The sequence below is a fragment of the Chitinophaga sp. W2I13 genome (assembly GCF_050434005.1).
Lineage (GTDB): Bacteria > Bacteroidota > Bacteroidia > Chitinophagales > Chitinophagaceae > Chitinophaga.
In genome coordinates this window covers 3,666,113-3,682,606 of sequence record NZ_JBNPWD010000001.1, presented here as the reverse complement: position 1 = coordinate 3,682,606, position 16,494 = coordinate 3,666,113, and the positions used below count along the sequence as shown (strand labels likewise).

17 protein-coding genes are annotated in these 16,494 nt (G+C 43.7%); 7 read left to right on the top strand and 10 right to left on the bottom strand.

The features are described 5' to 3' along the window. The first annotated feature begins 260 nt into the window (after positions 1 to 260). Positions 261 to 1,382: a glycoside hydrolase family 43 protein gene (locus QFZ48_RS15220; RefSeq protein WP_429062895.1), complete on the top strand. Its 1,122-nt coding sequence runs from the start codon at positions 261 to 263 to the stop codon at positions 1,380 to 1,382. 361 nt (positions 1,383 to 1,743) lie between these two features. On the opposite strand, the gene QFZ48_RS15215 is transcribed toward QFZ48_RS15220, so the two are convergent. After that, positions 1,744 to 2,175, bottom strand: coding sequence for a GNAT family N-acetyltransferase (locus QFZ48_RS15215; RefSeq protein ID WP_429062893.1), 432 nt, complete (start codon positions 2,173 to 2,175; stop codon positions 1,744 to 1,746). Between the two features lie 197 nt (positions 2,176 to 2,372). Continuing rightward, complete coding sequence (locus QFZ48_RS15210; RefSeq protein WP_429051280.1) at positions 2,373 to 3,236, bottom strand: hypothetical protein; 864 nt, start codon at positions 3,234 to 3,236, stop codon at positions 2,373 to 2,375. Between the two features lie 173 nt (positions 3,237 to 3,409). On the opposite strand from QFZ48_RS15210, the gene QFZ48_RS15205 reads away from it, so the two are divergent. The 6 genes from QFZ48_RS15205 to QFZ48_RS15180 all read left to right on the top strand — a co-directional run bounded on the left by QFZ48_RS15205 (position 3,410) and on the right by QFZ48_RS15180 (position 7,929). Then, the gene (locus QFZ48_RS15205) at positions 3,410 to 4,126 is read left to right on the top strand and encodes a hypothetical protein (RefSeq protein ID WP_429062891.1); all 717 of its coding nucleotides are present in this window, start codon (positions 3,410 to 3,412) and stop codon (positions 4,124 to 4,126) included. A 128-nt stretch (positions 4,127 to 4,254) separates the two neighbouring features. Next, complete coding sequence (locus QFZ48_RS15200) at positions 4,255 to 4,695, top strand: hypothetical protein (RefSeq protein WP_429062889.1); 441 nt, start codon at positions 4,255 to 4,257, stop codon at positions 4,693 to 4,695. 62 nt (positions 4,696 to 4,757) lie between these two features. Further along, entirely contained in the window at positions 4,758 to 5,045 is a 288-nt protein-coding gene (locus QFZ48_RS15195; RefSeq protein ID WP_429051286.1) for a hypothetical protein, read from the top strand. A gap of 19 nt (positions 5,046 to 5,064) precedes the next feature. Then, the gene (locus QFZ48_RS15190) at positions 5,065 to 5,925 is read left to right on the top strand and encodes a hypothetical protein (RefSeq protein ID WP_429051288.1); all 861 of its coding nucleotides are present in this window, start codon (positions 5,065 to 5,067) and stop codon (positions 5,923 to 5,925) included. A gap of 4 nt (positions 5,926 to 5,929) precedes the next feature. Beyond that, on the top strand, positions 5,930 to 6,601 hold the full coding sequence (locus QFZ48_RS15185) for a response regulator transcription factor (RefSeq protein WP_429051290.1): 672 nt from the start codon (positions 5,930 to 5,932) through the stop codon (positions 6,599 to 6,601). A 2-nt stretch (positions 6,602 to 6,603) separates the two neighbouring features. Next, positions 6,604 to 7,929: a sensor histidine kinase gene (locus tag QFZ48_RS15180; protein WP_429051292.1), complete on the top strand. Its 1,326-nt coding sequence runs from the start codon at positions 6,604 to 6,606 to the stop codon at positions 7,927 to 7,929. 68 nt (positions 7,930 to 7,997) lie between these two features. On the opposite strand, the gene QFZ48_RS15175 is transcribed toward QFZ48_RS15180, so the two are convergent. The 8 genes from QFZ48_RS15175 to QFZ48_RS15140 form a co-directional block, all read right to left on the bottom strand. Beyond that, a complete protein-coding gene (locus tag QFZ48_RS15175) occupies positions 7,998 to 9,095 on the bottom strand; it encodes an ABC transporter permease (RefSeq protein WP_429062887.1) in 1,098 nt (365 codons plus the stop codon). A 16-nt stretch (positions 9,096 to 9,111) separates the two neighbouring features. Continuing rightward, complete coding sequence (locus QFZ48_RS15170; RefSeq protein ID WP_429062885.1) at positions 9,112 to 10,374, bottom strand: ABC transporter permease; 1,263 nt, start codon at positions 10,372 to 10,374, stop codon at positions 9,112 to 9,114. 149 nt (positions 10,375 to 10,523) lie between these two features. Then, the gene (locus QFZ48_RS15165) at positions 10,524 to 11,645 is read right to left on the bottom strand and encodes a multinuclear nonheme iron-dependent oxidase (RefSeq protein WP_429062883.1); all 1,122 of its coding nucleotides are present in this window, start codon (positions 11,643 to 11,645) and stop codon (positions 10,524 to 10,526) included. A 33-nt stretch (positions 11,646 to 11,678) separates the two neighbouring features. Next, positions 11,679 to 11,840, bottom strand: coding sequence for a chryseobasin-related MNIO class RiPP peptide (locus tag QFZ48_RS15160; protein WP_429051298.1), 162 nt, complete (start codon positions 11,838 to 11,840; stop codon positions 11,679 to 11,681). 199 nt (positions 11,841 to 12,039) lie between these two features. Further along, complete coding sequence (locus QFZ48_RS15155) at positions 12,040 to 14,331, bottom strand: TonB-dependent siderophore receptor (RefSeq protein ID WP_429062881.1); 2,292 nt, start codon at positions 14,329 to 14,331, stop codon at positions 12,040 to 12,042. A gap of 376 nt (positions 14,332 to 14,707) precedes the next feature. After that, a complete protein-coding gene (locus tag QFZ48_RS15150; RefSeq protein WP_429051302.1) occupies positions 14,708 to 15,268 on the bottom strand; it encodes an RNA polymerase sigma factor in 561 nt (186 codons plus the stop codon). Positions 15,269 to 15,644: 376 nt separating this feature from the next. Next, positions 15,645 to 15,995 carry a DHCW motif cupin fold protein gene (locus QFZ48_RS15145; protein WP_429051304.1) on the bottom strand — a complete coding sequence of 117 codons (351 nt, stop codon included), beginning with the start codon at positions 15,993 to 15,995 and terminating at the stop codon, positions 15,645 to 15,647. An 11-nt stretch (positions 15,996 to 16,006) separates the two neighbouring features. Then, entirely contained in the window at positions 16,007 to 16,474 is a 468-nt protein-coding gene (locus QFZ48_RS15140) for a hypothetical protein (protein WP_429062879.1), read from the bottom strand. Positions 16,475 to 16,494: the final 20 nt, after the last annotated feature.

Genomic DNA, 16,494 nt, shown 5'->3' with positions numbered 1-16,494 from the left:
CGTTTTTACTCCTTTCAACAAACTTCTCTAAAACATACGTATGTGTAAATTATCAGCTTTTATTTCAGAAGATAATTTTGTGTGTTTACAACATTGCCCATCAATCGCACTCTCTGTTTGAGTGCTTCAAATAGCAGACTTAACTCATGCAGACGCTTTTTGTTCAAGGAATAACCTTTAATCAGGTTTACCCGAACTCATCGCAAAATTCTCCAACAGAACGGCATATGTCCATTCACAGAAAATTAATATATTGGAACATGAAAAAAATCATGCTGATCTCATTTTTAATAGTAGCGGCTATTTCCCTGAACGCACAGCAATTGACGTATAACAATCCCCTGGCTGTTGATTTGGCTGACCCTTATGTATTACATGTGAAAGGCGACAAATATTATATGTATGGGACCGGCGGCGCCAGGAAGGGCTTCGCGGCCTATTCTTCTACCGATCTGGTTAATTGGAAAAACGAAGGCCAGGTGTATTTTCACGATAACAAAAATGGCTGGAGCGATCCAAAAGCCGCCTGGGAGGGTGCTTACTGGGCGCCGGAAGTATATGCTATAAATGGGAAGTACTACATGTTTTACAGTGCTCAATGGAAAGACAATCCAACCAGGGAACTCGAAAACTTTCGCATTGGCGTTGCAGTGGCCGATAAACCAACCGGGCCATTTATCGATGTAAACAACAAGCCCATTTTTGACCCAGGTTACCCCATCATCGATGCAAATGTGCTATTCGAAGCAAGTGGAAAAGTGTACCTCTATTATTCCCGTTGTTGCTACAAACATCCGGTACAGAGTGAAATAGCTGCCTGGGCCAAAAACAAAGGCTGGTTCAATGAGATCGAAGAAAGCTGGGTATATGGGGTAGAATTAAAACCAGATCTCAGTGGCGTAATTGGTGAACCGGTGTTGCTATTGCGCCCGCCGGTCAGCACGAAAGATAAACAGGCTGAATGGGAAAGCCGCTCGGTTACATCGAAAGAAGTGAATCGCCGTTGGACCGAAGGTTCCTCCATCTTCAAAAAAGGAAATACCTATTACATGATGTATTCTGCCAATTACTTTGGCGGCAAAAATTATGCGGTGGGCTATGCTACATCTAAAAGTCCTTTAGGACCTTTTAAAAAAGCTGCTAACAACCCGGTGCTGCAAAAGAACGTTGAGAAAGGCGGTGTGGTAACAGGCACTGGTCATAACAGCATCACGTATTCACCGGATGGTAAAGAAATGTTTTGTGTATACCATGGCCGCACATCGGAAACGGGTGATAAGCGTGTCGTTTTTATAGACCGGATGAATATATTGCCAGGTGGAAAATTGGTGGTGCAGGGCCCTACAACAGCACCACAGGCGTATCCCAGCGGCGTTAAGTAGCATTGTCCTTCAGTGCGCGCATTGTAATTCCCAAATTGCTGGAAGTTAGCAAAGCATCACACAGCGGGTTCGATATTTCTGGTTTTCCCACTACGAATAACAAAATGTTTGGGACGAAACTATATGTGGACGGAGACGACGATAAATAATAATAGCTGCAATTGAGAATAGAAAAAAAGCGGAATACGAAAGATTAGAAAGTCCCATAGAATGCGAGTTCTATGGGACTTTCTAATCTATACCTGTCTGAGGAGACTTGAATGATTTGTATTCATAGATGAGGGAGATAGCTGTCTAACGAGGGGATATTATAATTAAACCCAACTAGTTCCTTTTTAAAATATGAAGGAAAAGCAAATTTTCAGTAGTTTGTATAATGTAAAATACCATTATCTTCTTCCTTGAATGTTAATCCTACGTATTCAGCAATCTTTATGGAAGCTATATTTCCACTTTTTATTTCAGCCCTTATTCTTGTATTTAATTTATCTGTCAATAGCTTAACCATTTCTTTCCCAACACCCTTTCCGCGCACCTCCGGCGAAATTGACCAGGATAGTTCATAAGCATTAAACTGATCGTCGAAATCTGCCCGAACAGTGCCAACTGGTAATTCATTATCAATGGCAATAAATAACTGTCTATTTTCGGCCGCCAAAATGGAACTTAACCATTTCTTATGATTCTCTTCTTCGATGATTTCTATTTTATGAGAGTTTTTCCTTGTTTCAATATCATTTCTCCAATCAAGGAGAATTTTCCAATCTTCAATTGTCGCTTTTCTAAGTATCATATATGCTTTTTTTCTACATAAAATAAGGCATGACTCTCAAATGTACGTAACCTTACAGATAATAATTTTCATGCAGCAAAACATGGAAAATAAGTAAAAGAAATAGACACTACTATTTGAAGCATTTCGCGAAATTCCATATGTATACAAAGTCTCTGCGGCTTTTTCATTTAACAGGCAACTATCTAAAAAAATCATCACCGGTAAGTTACCCATCCTATCCCCAAAAAACCTTTATGTTCCTCAATATGAAAAGTATCTCCTTCTTCAAACCGGGAGTATTCTGATTCCTCCATATGCTTAGCCTCAAAAGGACCATTCACTTCCTGCAATAAAAAATAATACTGCCGCTTAGCGAATGGCGTTTCCTTTCTACCCAATATCATAAATTCTTCCTCTCCAAATTTCATCCTTTTATACTTCTGGCTACTACGATACTGACCGTAGGTTTTTTGGTTTACTTCAACCCATTGAGCGTGTGAAGAAATACTGTCTACATGGATAAGGTCAAAGTAATAATTATTTCCCCCTTCGGTCCCGTATTCGTATGCCGCGGTTGTATAGTACTTGTTTGCTAAAAAATACTTCTCAACTGAAGGAGTCGAAGTATCGAACGTATAATTTACCGCGAGGAGGAAAGTCAATACATAACAAAGCAACCCACTAAAAAAAATTCCTTTACTCATTACCGGAACAGGATCACCGCCAAATAAAAAACAATAAATGATAGCGGGTAAAAAAATGCTGACTGCAAGTGATAAAAATGCTGATTGATATATGGATAAGATATGAAACAGGATAAATCCATAGAGGCATGGCGTGACCAGGTCAAGCAGGAAATTATATATATTATCGGGCTTGGGTTTACTGAAATAGAAAAGCAGATGTCTTGAAACTGAAATAAGGAATAGAATTATAAGGAGATATCTGAATCTGAATGATAAAGGATCAGTATATAGCAAATATATACCCAACACGATTCTCACAATTGCAAGAAATATACTGCTGATCTGGCTTAGGCCGGTTGGATTAACAAATTCTTTATTTCTCCCTTTACTCATACCTGTTTTAATAATACGTTTCCTTTCGTAATACAATTTACCATTTTTGTACAGAATCCGGTAACAAAGAAATGATGGGCATTTTTCGCTATGCCGGTTACATACAAAAAAGTATATGACAGGAGATGCTTTGAGAAAGCATTTAGATTTGGCGGATAAAAATAACACCCACTATGAACAAACAACAAACTAAGAAAGAGTGGATAACAACTCCCATACTCCCCTGCACCTCCATTGAAGAAACCCTGGCATTTTGGGAGGAACTGGGATACCGTATTACCTATAAACTGACACGTCCTTACCAGTATGGCATCCTTGAACGGGGTGGGTATGAATTACATTTCGCCCGTGTTAAAGGCATGGATGCTGCTGTTAATTATTACGGTGGTTGTCTTGTGGCAGTTACCGATGCCAGGGCGGTATACCTGGAGTTTACTAAGAAACTAAAAGCATCGCTGGGAAGGGTGCCTAATACCGGCATCCCAAGAATTTCGAGAATGAAACCAGATGCAACACGATTTACGTTAACAGATGTTTCCGGCAACTCCATCATCTTTGTTAGTTTTGGGGAGAAAGATGAAGAAGTGTGGCAGAATGCGGATAACAAAGATCAAAGCCCACTGCAAAAATCTATTGCCGTTGCCACCAGGTTCCGCGACTACAAAAATGATGATATGGCGGCTGCGAAAACATTGGATGTTGCATTAGCCCGGCCTGGAAATGAAGCCAATACGGATATTGCGGAGGCATTGATGATACGCATTGAACTGGCCGGATCCCTCAATGAACCCAATCGCACAGCCGCGTGCAGATCACAGCTGGAAGCTATCCCTCTTTCAAAAGAAGAATTGAGTGCTTTGAAACTAAAGCATGCAGTCGATGTTCCTTGATAATATGCTCTTTTATATATCAGGCTCATCCATATAAAATCACATTCAACGTTTCTTCATTTTCGCTTCATCTTGCGGTATTAGCTTTGTTTCGACATACAATATTGAACAACCTAAAAACCAGGATCATGAAAGCAAAAGGATTAATGGCTATCGCACTTTTATTCTCAGGCGCTGCCTTTGCCCAGCAAACCTCAGTAAAAACCGATGTAAAAGTAAGCGCAAACAGTCAAACCAATGCCAATGCAGCTACCGGGAACGCCGGTGTGGGCGCCAGTAACACGGCTACCATTCATGCACAGTCCAACGGTGCAGAACAGGCCGTGCAAACCGTTAACAGTCAATTAAACACGGCGACAGCCACCGCCGCCAGCACCAGCGCAAGCGTCCAAAATACGGTAAACAGTACGCTGCAAACCGCGGGGACCAAACTTGAAAATACGGCCACCAGCAACGTTAAAGCGGTCTCACATCTTAATGCTGCTGTAAACCAAACCATGAAAATACAGGCAGCGCCTATCCGCATTAATACACATATCGCAGGAGGAGTATTATCAGGCATCCTGTAATTTCAACAGAAAAACAGATTTTTGCCGGAGGATAGCGGCAAAAATCTGTTATTTTTATAGCAATGATCAAATTCCTTTTATCTACGCTCGTTATTGTTCCGGCACTGTTGTTGCTAAAACCGCGTGCCTGTTACGGATATGCACCTTTGGCCGACACATTGCAGCCAGTGAAAACTGCTGCCGGCAAACCGGTCGAAAAACCTGTGACAACATTGCAGGAACGTTTACCGGAGATAAAGGAAGTACCAAAATCGAGGCGCCTGATCAAACCGATGGCCGTTCCTTCTCCATTGCCCATAAAGCCCATCAGGATCATTAAGCCTAAGATCGTTCCGGGAAAAATATTTTGACCGGGTTAAAGATGATGACATGAGATATGCATTGATTTTGCCAGTTTTCTGGCTATGCCACAGCAGTGCGCAGGCGCAAACAGATACAGGGCGCACGCAGGCCGACAGCACACAAGCCAGCAACAAGAAAGTTACACTGACACTGGGCGCGTTATATTCCAATAATGCCAATTACTATGGTCAGACAGCCGCAGCCACCATGCCTTATATGGCGGCCAGCGCCACATTGCAATTCCGTTCCGGGATTTATTTTTCAGGAGTGGGCTACCGTTTACTGAACGATTCCGGATCAGCCGTTTCGGCCACCAGCGCGGGAGCAGGCATCGCATTTAAGATAGGGAAAAAACTGGCTGCAGATCTTAGCTACAGTCACACGTTCTTTCCTTCGAACTCCCCCTTCCTGCAGGCGGCCAATACGGATAATGCCGCTGCCAGCCTGAAATACCACTATTGGATGACCACCGGCGTGAACGTAGATTATGCCTTTGGAAAACAGCAGGATGTATTTGTAACACTGAGTACCGAAAAAGCGATTCAGCTGGGCAGTATTTTCAAAGGAAAAGACCTTATCACCCTAACGCCTTCGGTAGAAGCAGTAGGTGGAACGCAGCATTTTTACCAGACTTACGTACAGGAGAAACAATTATTGGGTTTGCCCTTACCTGTCTTATCAGGTATCCCGGGCACATCGGAAACAATTACAAAAGAAGCCACGAAATTCGATCTGTTGTCTTATAGTTTGAGAGTGCCACTGGCTTATAACAGGGCGCACTACATGATAGAACTGGCCTACCAGCTGTCTGTATTAAGCGATAAGGCCCTCAGCGGCGCCGGAGATGCCAATTCTTTCTTTAACTGCAGTTTCTATTACCAGTTTTAGTCCGATGAAAGTACTGATCATAGAAGATGAAAAGGCGATGGCCGCAGAAATGCAGGCCTATCTTGAGAAAACGTACTGCTGCGATCTGGCTTATACGGCCAGGCAGGGCCTGGAGAAAATGGAAGAAAATCAATACGACTTTATCCTGCTGGACCTGGGACTACCGGATAAAGACGGTCTGCTACTATTGCAGGAGGCAAGAAAAAACTGCCCGGAAGCTTCTTACATTATTCTCACCGCACGCGGGCAGTTGGAAGATCGTATTAAAGGCCTCCATATGGGGGCTGATGACTATCTTCCAAAACCCTTTTCCCTCCCTGAACTTCAGGCCAGGATGCAGGCTATTTCCAGGAGGAAATTCGGACTAACGGATAGTAAGATAGCACTGGGAGATTTTGACATAGATCTGCATCAGAGAAGCGTGTTTTTTGAAGACCAGGAGATTTCTTTGTCGAGAAGGGAATTTGATCTGCTCAGCTATATGCTGCTGCATAAAAACAGGCCACTCACCAGGATGCAGCTGAGTGAACATATCTGGGGGAACTTTTCGGACGACGATTATGATTCCAATTATATTGATGTGCATATTAAAAATATCCGGAAAAAATTATCGGCCTTTGCCTCCGTGGAATGGCTGCAAACCCTCAGACATGTGGGTTATAAAATAAAGCTCTGAGCGTGAAACTTTTTACTAAACTTACTCTTTTCATTACATTGTCGAAAATGGCGATCGCCGTCCTGTTCGTACTGCTGCTGCCTTTCCTGGTAGAGGATATTGCTTTCAGGTATAACGACAACTACCTGAAAGAGCAAAAGAAAAAAGTGCTGAGCGTAATATGGAAAAACGGCATCGACGCTTATCTCCAGGGCGAAGAAAACTATGGCAGCTACACCATGCTGAAGGAAGAATATATTTCGATGGAACCCGCCGGTAACTCTAACTTCCCCGACACCATCGCCACCCTGCAACGTGTAGTGGAGGGCGATACCCTTACCTACCGCGTATTAAGTCATATTTTCACTTACCAACACAACCGGTATATGCTGGAAGTTGGAAAGAAAACAGCCACCATCAGCCAGTATAACCGCCCTTTGCAAAAAGTAGCCCTGTATGTGTTGTTTGGCCTGATAGTGCTCACCACTCTTGCGGATCTTATTTTCACCCGGCTTCTATTACGCCCGCTCGGCGTTATTATCAGTACCAGGCTCGTTAACAGGAAATTTCCTTTTAAAGATCATGTTCCTTCCATCAAAACATCTACCACCGACTTCAGGTATCTTGATGATTCCCTCATTGAACTGATGGGCAAAATCAACGAGGCCTTTGAAAAAGAACGCGAGTTCACGTCCAATGCATCCCACGAACTGATGACGCCTATCACCATTCTTCAAAATAAATTGGAGAACCTGATAGCGGAAGACTCGCCGGACGAGGAATTGCAAAGGAAAATTATAGGCATGATGAAGACATTGAACCGGCTGAAAAAAATTGTCCATTCATTACTACTCATCTCCCGTATTGAAAATGACCAGTTCCCAAAAACTGACAGCGTATCCCCGTACCTGTTGGTAACAGAGGTAATGGAAGAACTGGAACACCGTTTGGAAGAAAAACAGTTACGGTTTAACATGAATCTTTCCCGGGAAACGGTGCTTCATCACCTCAATCATGATCTGATATTCCAACTGGTATATAACCTGCTCAACAATGCCATAAAATACAATGTACAACAGGGACAAATAACTGTGAGCGGCCAGCTGCTTCCCGGTGAAGTGTACCAGCTTATTATCAATGATACCGGCATCGGCATCAGCGATCAGGAAATCGGCGTCATCTTTAACCGCTTTAAAAAAGTGGCCAGAACAGAACTTGAAGGTTATGGACTGGGACTTTCTATTGCCAGCACTATTGCCCATTATCACGGAATAAAGATCACTGTTTCTTCTGCAGTTAATAAGGGTAGTACTTTTACTGTTAATTTCCCTATCCAGGCAAAAGCGTAGAAGATTATGCAAATGCCCGTGATGCTGCCTTACTGGCAGTGATAAAGTATTTGCTTCTCCCTTATTTATTACTCAGTCTTTAAGCTCCTTACCGGGTTTATTAATATTGCCTTCAGGGTTTGATAGCTGATCGTCAGCAAAGCAATACCAATGATCAATAAAACGGCGAGCGCAAACATCCACCATTCCATTTCGATTTTATAGACAAAATTCTGCAACCAGCTGTTCATTGCCCACCAGGCTAATGGCGATGCAATAAAGAATGCTATTATCACAAGTACAATAAACTCCTTTGATAATAAGGTGAACAGGGAAACCATACCGGCGCCTAATACTTTCCTGATACCAATTTCCTTTGTCCGTTGTTCGGCGGTAAACATGGCCAGTCCCAGCAATCCGAGGCAGGATATAAATATGGCGAGGAATGAAAAAACCGCGGATAATTTATTTACTACTGCTTCACTGTTATATATTTTCTGATAAGCATCATCGGAGAAAGTAAAAGTAAATGGAAACTTAGGATTTAATGTTTTACAGATCTTTTCCAGGCTGGCCAGTGCTTCCTTTGTTTTTCCTGCTTCCGTGCGGATCAGGATATTTCCATAATCACTTGTTTCGCCGTTCCGCACAATCAAAGGATGAATAGGTTCATGTAAAGACGAAAAATGAAAGTCTTTTAACACACCTACTATGGTGCCCTGCTTCCCCCATACGTTCAATGGCTTGCCAATTGGATCTTTGTAACCTATTATTCTTAATGCGGTTTCATTCACCAGGTAGCCTGCAGAATCTGATGCAAAATCTTTGGAAAGATCTCTTCCTGCGATTATTTTTAAATCGAGTGTTTTTACGAAATCATATCCTGTCGCAGTTTGTGTAAACATCTGGTTGTCGCCGGGCGTTTTGCCTTCCCAATCAATCCCCCAGGTACTGCTTCCTATTGAAGTAGGCGACTCTCCCATCCGCGATACCATCTTAATACCCGGTGCATTCAATGCTTCCTGCTTAAACACCTGGTACTTTGCTGCCAGGTCGCCTTCTACCGGCAAATAGACCAGATTCTCCCTGTTATAACCAAGATTGGCTTGCTGTATATAATTTACCTGCCTCGAAACAACGATTGTTCCTGTAATGAAAATAATAGAAAGTGTAAACTGGAATACCACCAGTCCTTTCCGTAAACTAATAATTGCTATTGCCGAATCTCAGCGTTCCTTTTAAAACTGTTAGAGGGCGGAAAGAAGACAGAAAAATGGCAGGATAGCTGCCGGCGGCAAGCCCGGTGACGATCGTTAAACCTGCCAGGCTGCACCAGAAATAAATATTTGAGGCAGGAAAGACGATCTGCTTACTGGTAAGCTGGTTGAAAACAGGCAACAGCACATAAACAAGCGCCAACGCCAGTAACACCGACAACCCGGTGATCAGCATGGCCTCACTCAGAAACTGCCGAACCAGCACAGACCTCGCTGCGCCGGCCACTTTACGGATACCAATTTCTTTGGCGCGCTTTGCAGATCGGGCAGTAGTAAGGTTCATGAAATTGACGCAGGCAATCAATAAAATGAAAACAGCCACTATGCTGAATAGTCTTACATACTCTATCCTGCCTCCCGATAAATAGCCCGCTTTAAAATTTGCATTCAGATAGCTGTCGCCATAACGTTGTAACTCCAGCTCCACGCGGTGATGGCTGGTATTATTATACCTGGCCAGTAATTGTTTAATCTTTGCCGCCACCTGTTGGGGATTGGCATCTTTGCGCAGGAGAACGATTGTATTAGGCCCCACATTGCCCCAGTCTTTTGCCCAGCTGTTTTCCTGCAGGAAGGTGGACCAGTCAATGAGACAATCAAACTTTGCGGAAACATTTTCCGGCAGGTCTTTGAACACGCCGGTTATTGTCAGGTCTTTCCGGTTGTCATAGCGAAGTGTTTTTCCTAAGGCAACATCGGCGCTTCCAAAAAACGCTTTGGCCATTTTTTCCGATACACACAGGCTTCCGGGTGTACTGAGTGCAGTAGCCGGATTACCCTGTAGTAAGGGATAGCTCATCATTTTAAAATAGTCGGTATCTGCATAACAGGCATCAAACTTTATTATTTTACTGTTATTCTCAAACGTAAGCCGGTCGGGGCTATCATCTATCCACGAAAAATTTGACGCGTACTCAATTTCCGGAATGGTGCGCTTCATTTCGTTAGCCAGCATACCTGGTGTTTTATAACCTGCAAATACCTCTTTATCTACAAACTGGCGTTCATATACGAGGTAAAGCCGGTTACCCTGCTCATGGAAATTATCTACGCTGCGTTCATCCCAAACCCATAATAATATCAGCAGGCTGCAGGTTAAACCTATGGTGAGCCCAAGGATATTAATAACCGAGAAGGCTCTATTCCGGATCAGATTCCGCCACGCTATTTTAAAATAGTTGCTAAACATGAAGTTTAAAATCTTTGACCATTCGCATCGCAGGAAAGAATATACCAGTTCTCAATCCTCTTAATAACAATAAATTATACACATGAAATTAAGCACTTTGTTCAGTTTCAGTACAATTTATTGTTCAATTGTGAACAGGGGCACAGCGGCTATTTCTTCCATTTTTGTGCAATCTGTATGGCGGTATCTATCATATAAGGTTCCCAGCTTTCAATTTGCCAGGCGGTATGTGCAAGGGAAGAGCGGGAGAGCGAGTGAATAGCCTCCTGGCAGGAGGCTGCTGATTCCAGTATAGCAGAAAGTTCCAGCTGCTGATGGTACAGCACTTCATCTTCAATGATGTTACCTGTAATTACCGGGGATGATGGTAAAAAGGGATGGTAAGATGATATACCGGGTGTGCTTTTCTTCTTCACAATACTTTCCATCTTTCCAAAATCATTGTAAAAAGTAATCCTGCTTTCACTGGTGGTAAGGGCATTTCCAAGTTGTTCGAGTACAACATATTTAAGATGGGGGCAACGGGCTATCGTGTTTTCCAGTAGATGAAATACTTCTGCCGGAACGGCATCATCATGTGTATCCCTCCTGATTCTCTTCACCGGGCTATTGGGAGCATCTTCCCAGCTGCCGCCGGAAATATGTATTTCCCGTACTTTATCCAACGGGTAGCCTGCGAGTATTTCTTCGAATGGAATATTAAAATTGTGGATCTGGCAATAGAGATTATGCAGATCGAGGATGATAAAACCATTTACAGGTTCGAGGAGCTGTTCCAAAAAGGCGCCTTGACGTTTTACCTCATCCAGGGAATAGGAAAAGGCCAGGTTCTCCAGTCCTACCGGGCATTCACATGCTTCATAGATCCGCTTCAATCTGTCTTTCCCAATGTCGAGTGTGGTTTTCGTATAGGGAATATTCAGCGGAGCGCCGTGATGAAAGTCTTTCCCTGTCATGAAGCCAAAATGTTCCGTCACGTGATCAAACCGGAATTCCTCCCTGACCTTTTTCAATTGTTTCAGCCAATCGGCCTGTTCCTGGCGCCACTTTCCGGAAAAAAGGGAAAAGAATACGCCATGCCCAATGAGTCGTTGCTCATTGCTGTAGGCAGTCAGCAATTCAAGAAACCAGGATGGGATCTGTTGCACTTTAAACAAGGCATCGAACGACCATTCAATGGCTTCCAGTCGTGACTCTTCCATTAGCGGAAGACATGCGGCCAGTATGTTGGCGTCCAGGTTGCAGGCGGCTGCTGATAAAATTTCCGGCACCTTTTGGAATTAAGTTTAAGTGTAACGAGAGAATCAGCCCATTCCGCAGCCAGGACAACCATTTTCACCATATGGCTTTTTCACTTCTTCTTTCTTTTCTTTTGGTTTAACCGGTTTATCCTTGTTACAGGAACTGGTTGTTTGAACGGTGATACCGATCAGGATGGCGCCGAGTAATGATTTTGGCAGTTTCATTGATATTTATTTAGGGGATGAAATTCTACAGTGTTTTCTTCGAAACAAGGTTACCTGTTAAACGGGGGGAACAAGGAAAAGTTACAGGAAATATATACTTAACATTGGAGAGCGGGTGATTGCTGGTGGTAATTATCATGATACCGGGGCGCTTTCTTCCGGCAACTGCAGGAGAGACCACCTCTCCTGCAGTTGTTGCTTAAAACTTAATGGTGAGGTTAGCGGTTACCCTTGTGGGGTTTTGTGCTGCCAGGCGGTTCGACCAATATTTTCCGTTGGTAATATTATCTACTTTCAGGCCTATCCGGTAAACGGGTTTGTCGTAAAACAGGGATGCATCCAACACGGTATAGGAAGGTATGGTAAATGCGAAGGCATTGGTGTTGGTTTGAAACGACTGGCTGCCATAGTTGCCTCCAAAAGCGAAACCAAGTCCTTTCGCAGTGCCCCGCACCAGGCGGTAGCTCACCCACAGGTTGGCCGTGGTGGCTGGCCCCGCTGAAGATGGCCGCAGTCCCTGGAATTTGGCATCCGCCTTATCCATTTTACTTTCATTATAAGCATAGCCCGCAATGATATTTAACCCGGGAACCGGGTTGGCAATTACTTCGGCTTCAAAGCCTTTGCTGAGCTGGGTTCCATCCTGGAGAGAAAATCCGCTGTGAGCGGGATCATCGTATACGGAGTTAGTAACAGAAATATCGTAGTAGCTGAGCGTGGCGTTTAATTTCTCATTGAAAAGATCTGCTTTAATACCTCCTTCTATCTGGTTGGCCTGTTGTGGTTTAAAAGTGTTGCCATTGTAATCGGTACCTGACTGGTTCTGGAATCCGTTCATGTAGTTGGCAAACAGGGAAAACCGGTCTTTAATTACCTGGTATACCACCCCGAATTTGGGTGATAGGGCCGTTTGCGTGTAATTACCTACTGTAAGATCTTTACTGGGATAATAGGCGCCGAGATTGTGATAATTATCCAGCCTTAAGCTTGCCATCACCAGCAGCTGCTCTGTGATATTAATAACGTCTGAGAAATAAGCGCTGTAAGTGTTTTCACGGTTACTGTCGAACGCCAGGAATTTAAGTTTTGCAAACAGCGGTGTTACGTTATCCTTATTGAAATTGTAGTACGCATCGCCGGGAGTTCTGTAATTAATGGCCGGCATATTCACGATAGTATCATTCCGGGAGGCGCGCAGGCTATAAAAATCTACGCCTATCACCAACCGGTTACGCATTTTACCGATACGGAAATCGCCTATAAAGTTTTGCTGGATATCTGTACCATAGTAAGGGTAGGTTTGCGAGGTAACTGCCTGCCGGAGCGTGCTGTCGCTTAATATATTCAGCTGCGTGGTGAATCCGTCGGAGCTGGAGCGGGTACGGGAAAATACGGTTTGCGAGGTCCAGTTGCCGGACAGTTTATATTTGATCTGTCCAAAAACATTCAGCTGCTGACTGTTATAGCTCATGGTATTGTTGGCATAGGAGAGTTTGTAGGGCATACCCAGTTCTTCTACGCTGCGTGCTTTCCCTTTGGTGTAGGGGGCTACTCTCATCGGGGAGGTAGCTTTGTAGCCGCTCATTTCCACATCCAGTAAAATGGTGAGCCGGTCGTTTACTTTATAGGAGAAGCTGGGCGCCAGCAAATAGTTTTTGCTGAAGCCGGCGTCCTGGAAGCTACGTTCGCTATGGATAGCGCCGTTGAAGCGGAACAGTGCTGTTTTCTCTTCATTTACCGGGGTATTGATATCCAGTGTGAGACGGTTCAGGTCCCAGCTGCCGCCGGAGTAAGATACTTCTCCTTTGAAGCTGTCGAATGGCTTTTTGGTAACCCGGTTAAATAGGCCGCCAAAAGAAGAGAGGGTGCTGCCAAATAGTGTGGCGGAGGGGCCTTTGATCACTTCTATGCGTTCCAGGTTAGCCGGGTCTACATTAGTATATACAAAACTGCCTACGCCGTTACGTACCAGGTTGGCGGTGGTGAAGCCTCTTGAAGTGGCGGAGCTTCTTCCCTGGTTGTATACGATGGGGATACCTGCTCCCGGTATATTTTTGAAGGCGCTGTTATAATCTGTTACCAGTTGCTCTTTCATCAGTTCCTTCCCTACAACGCTGTAAACCTGTGGATTTTCGAGGTTTTTTAACGGCAGTTTGGATACATCTTCGCTTTCCTTTTTGGCAAAGCGGTTTCCCCCGGTGGCTACTACCACTTCTTCGAGGTTTTGGGAAGATGTTTTCAGTTCTATTTGCAGGAGTACACTTTTGCCGTTTACTACAGCAACGGTTCTCCTGATGGTTTCAAATCCGATCATAGATACTTCCAGCTCGTAGTTGCCGTCCGGAATATTTTTGAAGAGGAATTCGCCGCTCTGGTTGGTGATCATTCCTTTTGAAATGCCTTTCAGGATAACGGTTACGTTGGTAGCCGGGTGACCGTCTGATGTGGTAATAATGCCCTGAATGGTATTGTTGGCTCCTTCGTCCGGCACGCCGGCGTATATTAAGGTAAATGGAAGTAGAAAAAATGTTAGAAACAGGTATGCCCTTGTCATGTTGGTCTTATCGTTTTACGATGCAAAGGTGCATTGAGAAAAGGCCAAATTATCTATTGTATCGGGAAAACGATTTACGCAATCGGGAAATAATTATTTATGCACAGCGGCAACCGGTTGGCTGGCGGGGTGCATCAACGCAAAATACGCCACCACCAAGGATAGCCACGCTTATCATTCTTCAAAAGCCATTAGATCCCTGGCGGACTCAAAAAGGTCCACCAGGATGACCATATAAAGCAAATCCCTGCCACTACCCATTGAAGGGCGGTGGGCAACAACCGTCAAATTGTTTAAAGTAAGGTTTCCCGGATTACAGGTGGGCAGGTGTAAAATAACCGCGTAAAATCTTTACAGCAGTACCAATCTGGTTTTTCACCGTTTGAATGCTGGTGTTCATCTCTTCCGCTATTTCTTTATGGCTTTTCTGATCATAGTGTCTTAAACGGAAAGCCGTAGAGGATTTAGGCGGTACTTTTTTCTTCAGTGCGATATTCACCTGGCAGTAAATTTCTTCGCTTTCCAACGGATCGCTCGGTACAAAAGCTTCATCCGGAATAACACAGGAAAATTTCCTTTCCCGCGTAATTTTGTTGAGACAGCGGTTCCGTATGCTGGCATACAGATAACTTTTCATAATACAGGAACTGTCCCGGTTCTGGTAATTAGCATCAATCTTCAGGAACAATTTCTTCTGCCAGAAGTCCAGAAAAAATTCCTGGAGAACATCTTTTGCTTTTTCTTCGTCCTTTAGCATATCTATAGCCAGCAGTAGCAGGATGCGGCTATATTTTTTGTACACAATTGTAAATGCTTCGGTACTACCATCTTTAAGCAGTTCCAGCAGGACGGCATCTTGGTTGTTATGTTGCATTCTCATTTCCTTTTTGAGAGACTGGTTTAGGAAAAATATTTCGACTTTTATTGACAATACAGGTGTTAGAAAATCAAGCTTTTTAATGGTTTACTACGGTGGTTAAAAGTGGTTTATTTTGCATTCCTTTTTTCTAAATCTGGAATAAAAGTAACGTTATAAAACATCCCGACTGGTTAATCCATTGTTAAGCACGAATGTTTTAGAAGTGGTAAGATTCAATACCATGGCTGCCTGGCAAGGAAAAACAAACATTAGTTAAAAGCACAATGTAATTTCCATGGGTGAGGTGTGAGGGAGGGCTTAACGGGCGTAGCAATAGCACCCGGAAGGACGGATTAACCGGCCGGAAAGAAGAAGAGAAATAAGAGAGGAATTATACGGATAACTTCAGAAAATCACCGTCTATGATCAGGAGTTTAACACCAGTTGTTGAAACTGAACGGTGACTACTCAGATCATCTGTCACCACATAACTCATGCCTTCAGATAATTCAAAGTTTTCACCACTCTGCAACTCGCTTACAAAAGCACCTTGCAGGCAATGTACAATATGCCCTTTTCTGCACCAATGATCAGCCAGATAACCAGGAGAATACTCCACCATTCTTATCCGGAGCCCGGGGAACTGCAATGTTTGCCACCACGCGGTACCGTTTTCTCCCGGGTGGACTGTTTTCGGAATTAATGACCAATCGATAGCTTGAAAGGGAATATTGCTGCTCATGGTAAAATAACTTAACGTACACGGATATACGCTTCCAGGATTTCCTGGTTAACGTTGAGGCTATCAATCTTTTCTATACCCCGCTGAATCAGCGTATCATGCTGTAAGCTAAGTGTGAAAGTGAAATGCATGTCTTCCCAGGGGCGGTAGCTGCAATACTGCAAGTGCTCCTCGTATTTATCGCCTGTTAACTCATAAGTACCTGCACCGGAATCGAAAACAGCAGTGCTGCTGTCGCTTCCTTTCGAAACATCATGCTTGAAAAAAGCAAAATGACTGCCATTAAACATTTTGATCATCTCCTGACCTTTTACGGGATACGTATCAGTGGTATCTCCGTTCTTAATCATCTTACTGTATGCTAATTTCCAGGTACCTATTAAAGATAACGCTGTAGCGGCTTCCGGTGCCTTTGCTTCTCCGCAGGAAACAACGGTCCATCCAATAATACCAATAATGGCGGGTAATCGCAGGTTCATAACGTTCAGATGTTTGAGTG

Bases quoted from the DNA above. Each gene is read 5' to 3' on its own strand.
- QFZ48_RS15185 (WP_429051290.1), top strand. From the start codon at position 5,930: ATGAAAGTACTGATCATAGAAGATGAAAAGGCGATGGCCGCAGAAATG.
- QFZ48_RS15215 (WP_429062893.1), bottom strand. From the start codon at position 2,175: ATGATACTTAGAAAAGCGACAATTGAAGATTGGAAAATTCTCCTTGAT.
- QFZ48_RS15150 (WP_429051302.1), bottom strand. From the start codon at position 15,268: ATGCAACATAACAACCAAGATGCCGTCCTGCTGGAACTGCTTAAAGAT.
- QFZ48_RS15205 (WP_429062891.1), top strand. From the start codon at position 3,410: ATGAACAAACAACAAACTAAGAAAGAGTGGATAACAACTCCCATACTC.
- QFZ48_RS15160 (WP_429051298.1), bottom strand. From the start codon at position 11,840: ATGAAACTGCCAAAATCATTACTCGGCGCCATCCTGATCGGTATCACC.
- QFZ48_RS15200 (WP_429062889.1), top strand. From the start codon at position 4,255: ATGAAAGCAAAAGGATTAATGGCTATCGCACTTTTATTCTCAGGCGCT.
- QFZ48_RS15170 (WP_429062885.1), bottom strand. From the start codon at position 10,374: ATGTTTAGCAACTATTTTAAAATAGCGTGGCGGAATCTGATCCGGAAT.
- QFZ48_RS15190 (WP_429051288.1), top strand. From the start codon at position 5,065: ATGAGATATGCATTGATTTTGCCAGTTTTCTGGCTATGCCACAGCAGT.
- QFZ48_RS15220 (WP_429062895.1), top strand. From the start codon at position 261: ATGAAAAAAATCATGCTGATCTCATTTTTAATAGTAGCGGCTATTTCC.
- QFZ48_RS15140 (WP_429062879.1), bottom strand. From the start codon at position 16,474: ATGAACCTGCGATTACCCGCCATTATTGGTATTATTGGATGGACCGTT.
- QFZ48_RS15145 (WP_429051304.1), bottom strand. From the start codon at position 15,995: ATGAGCAGCAATATTCCCTTTCAAGCTATCGATTGGTCATTAATTCCG.
- QFZ48_RS15195 (WP_429051286.1), top strand. From the start codon at position 4,758: ATGATCAAATTCCTTTTATCTACGCTCGTTATTGTTCCGGCACTGTTG.
- QFZ48_RS15210 (WP_429051280.1), bottom strand. From the start codon at position 3,236: ATGAGTAAAGGGAGAAATAAAGAATTTGTTAATCCAACCGGCCTAAGC.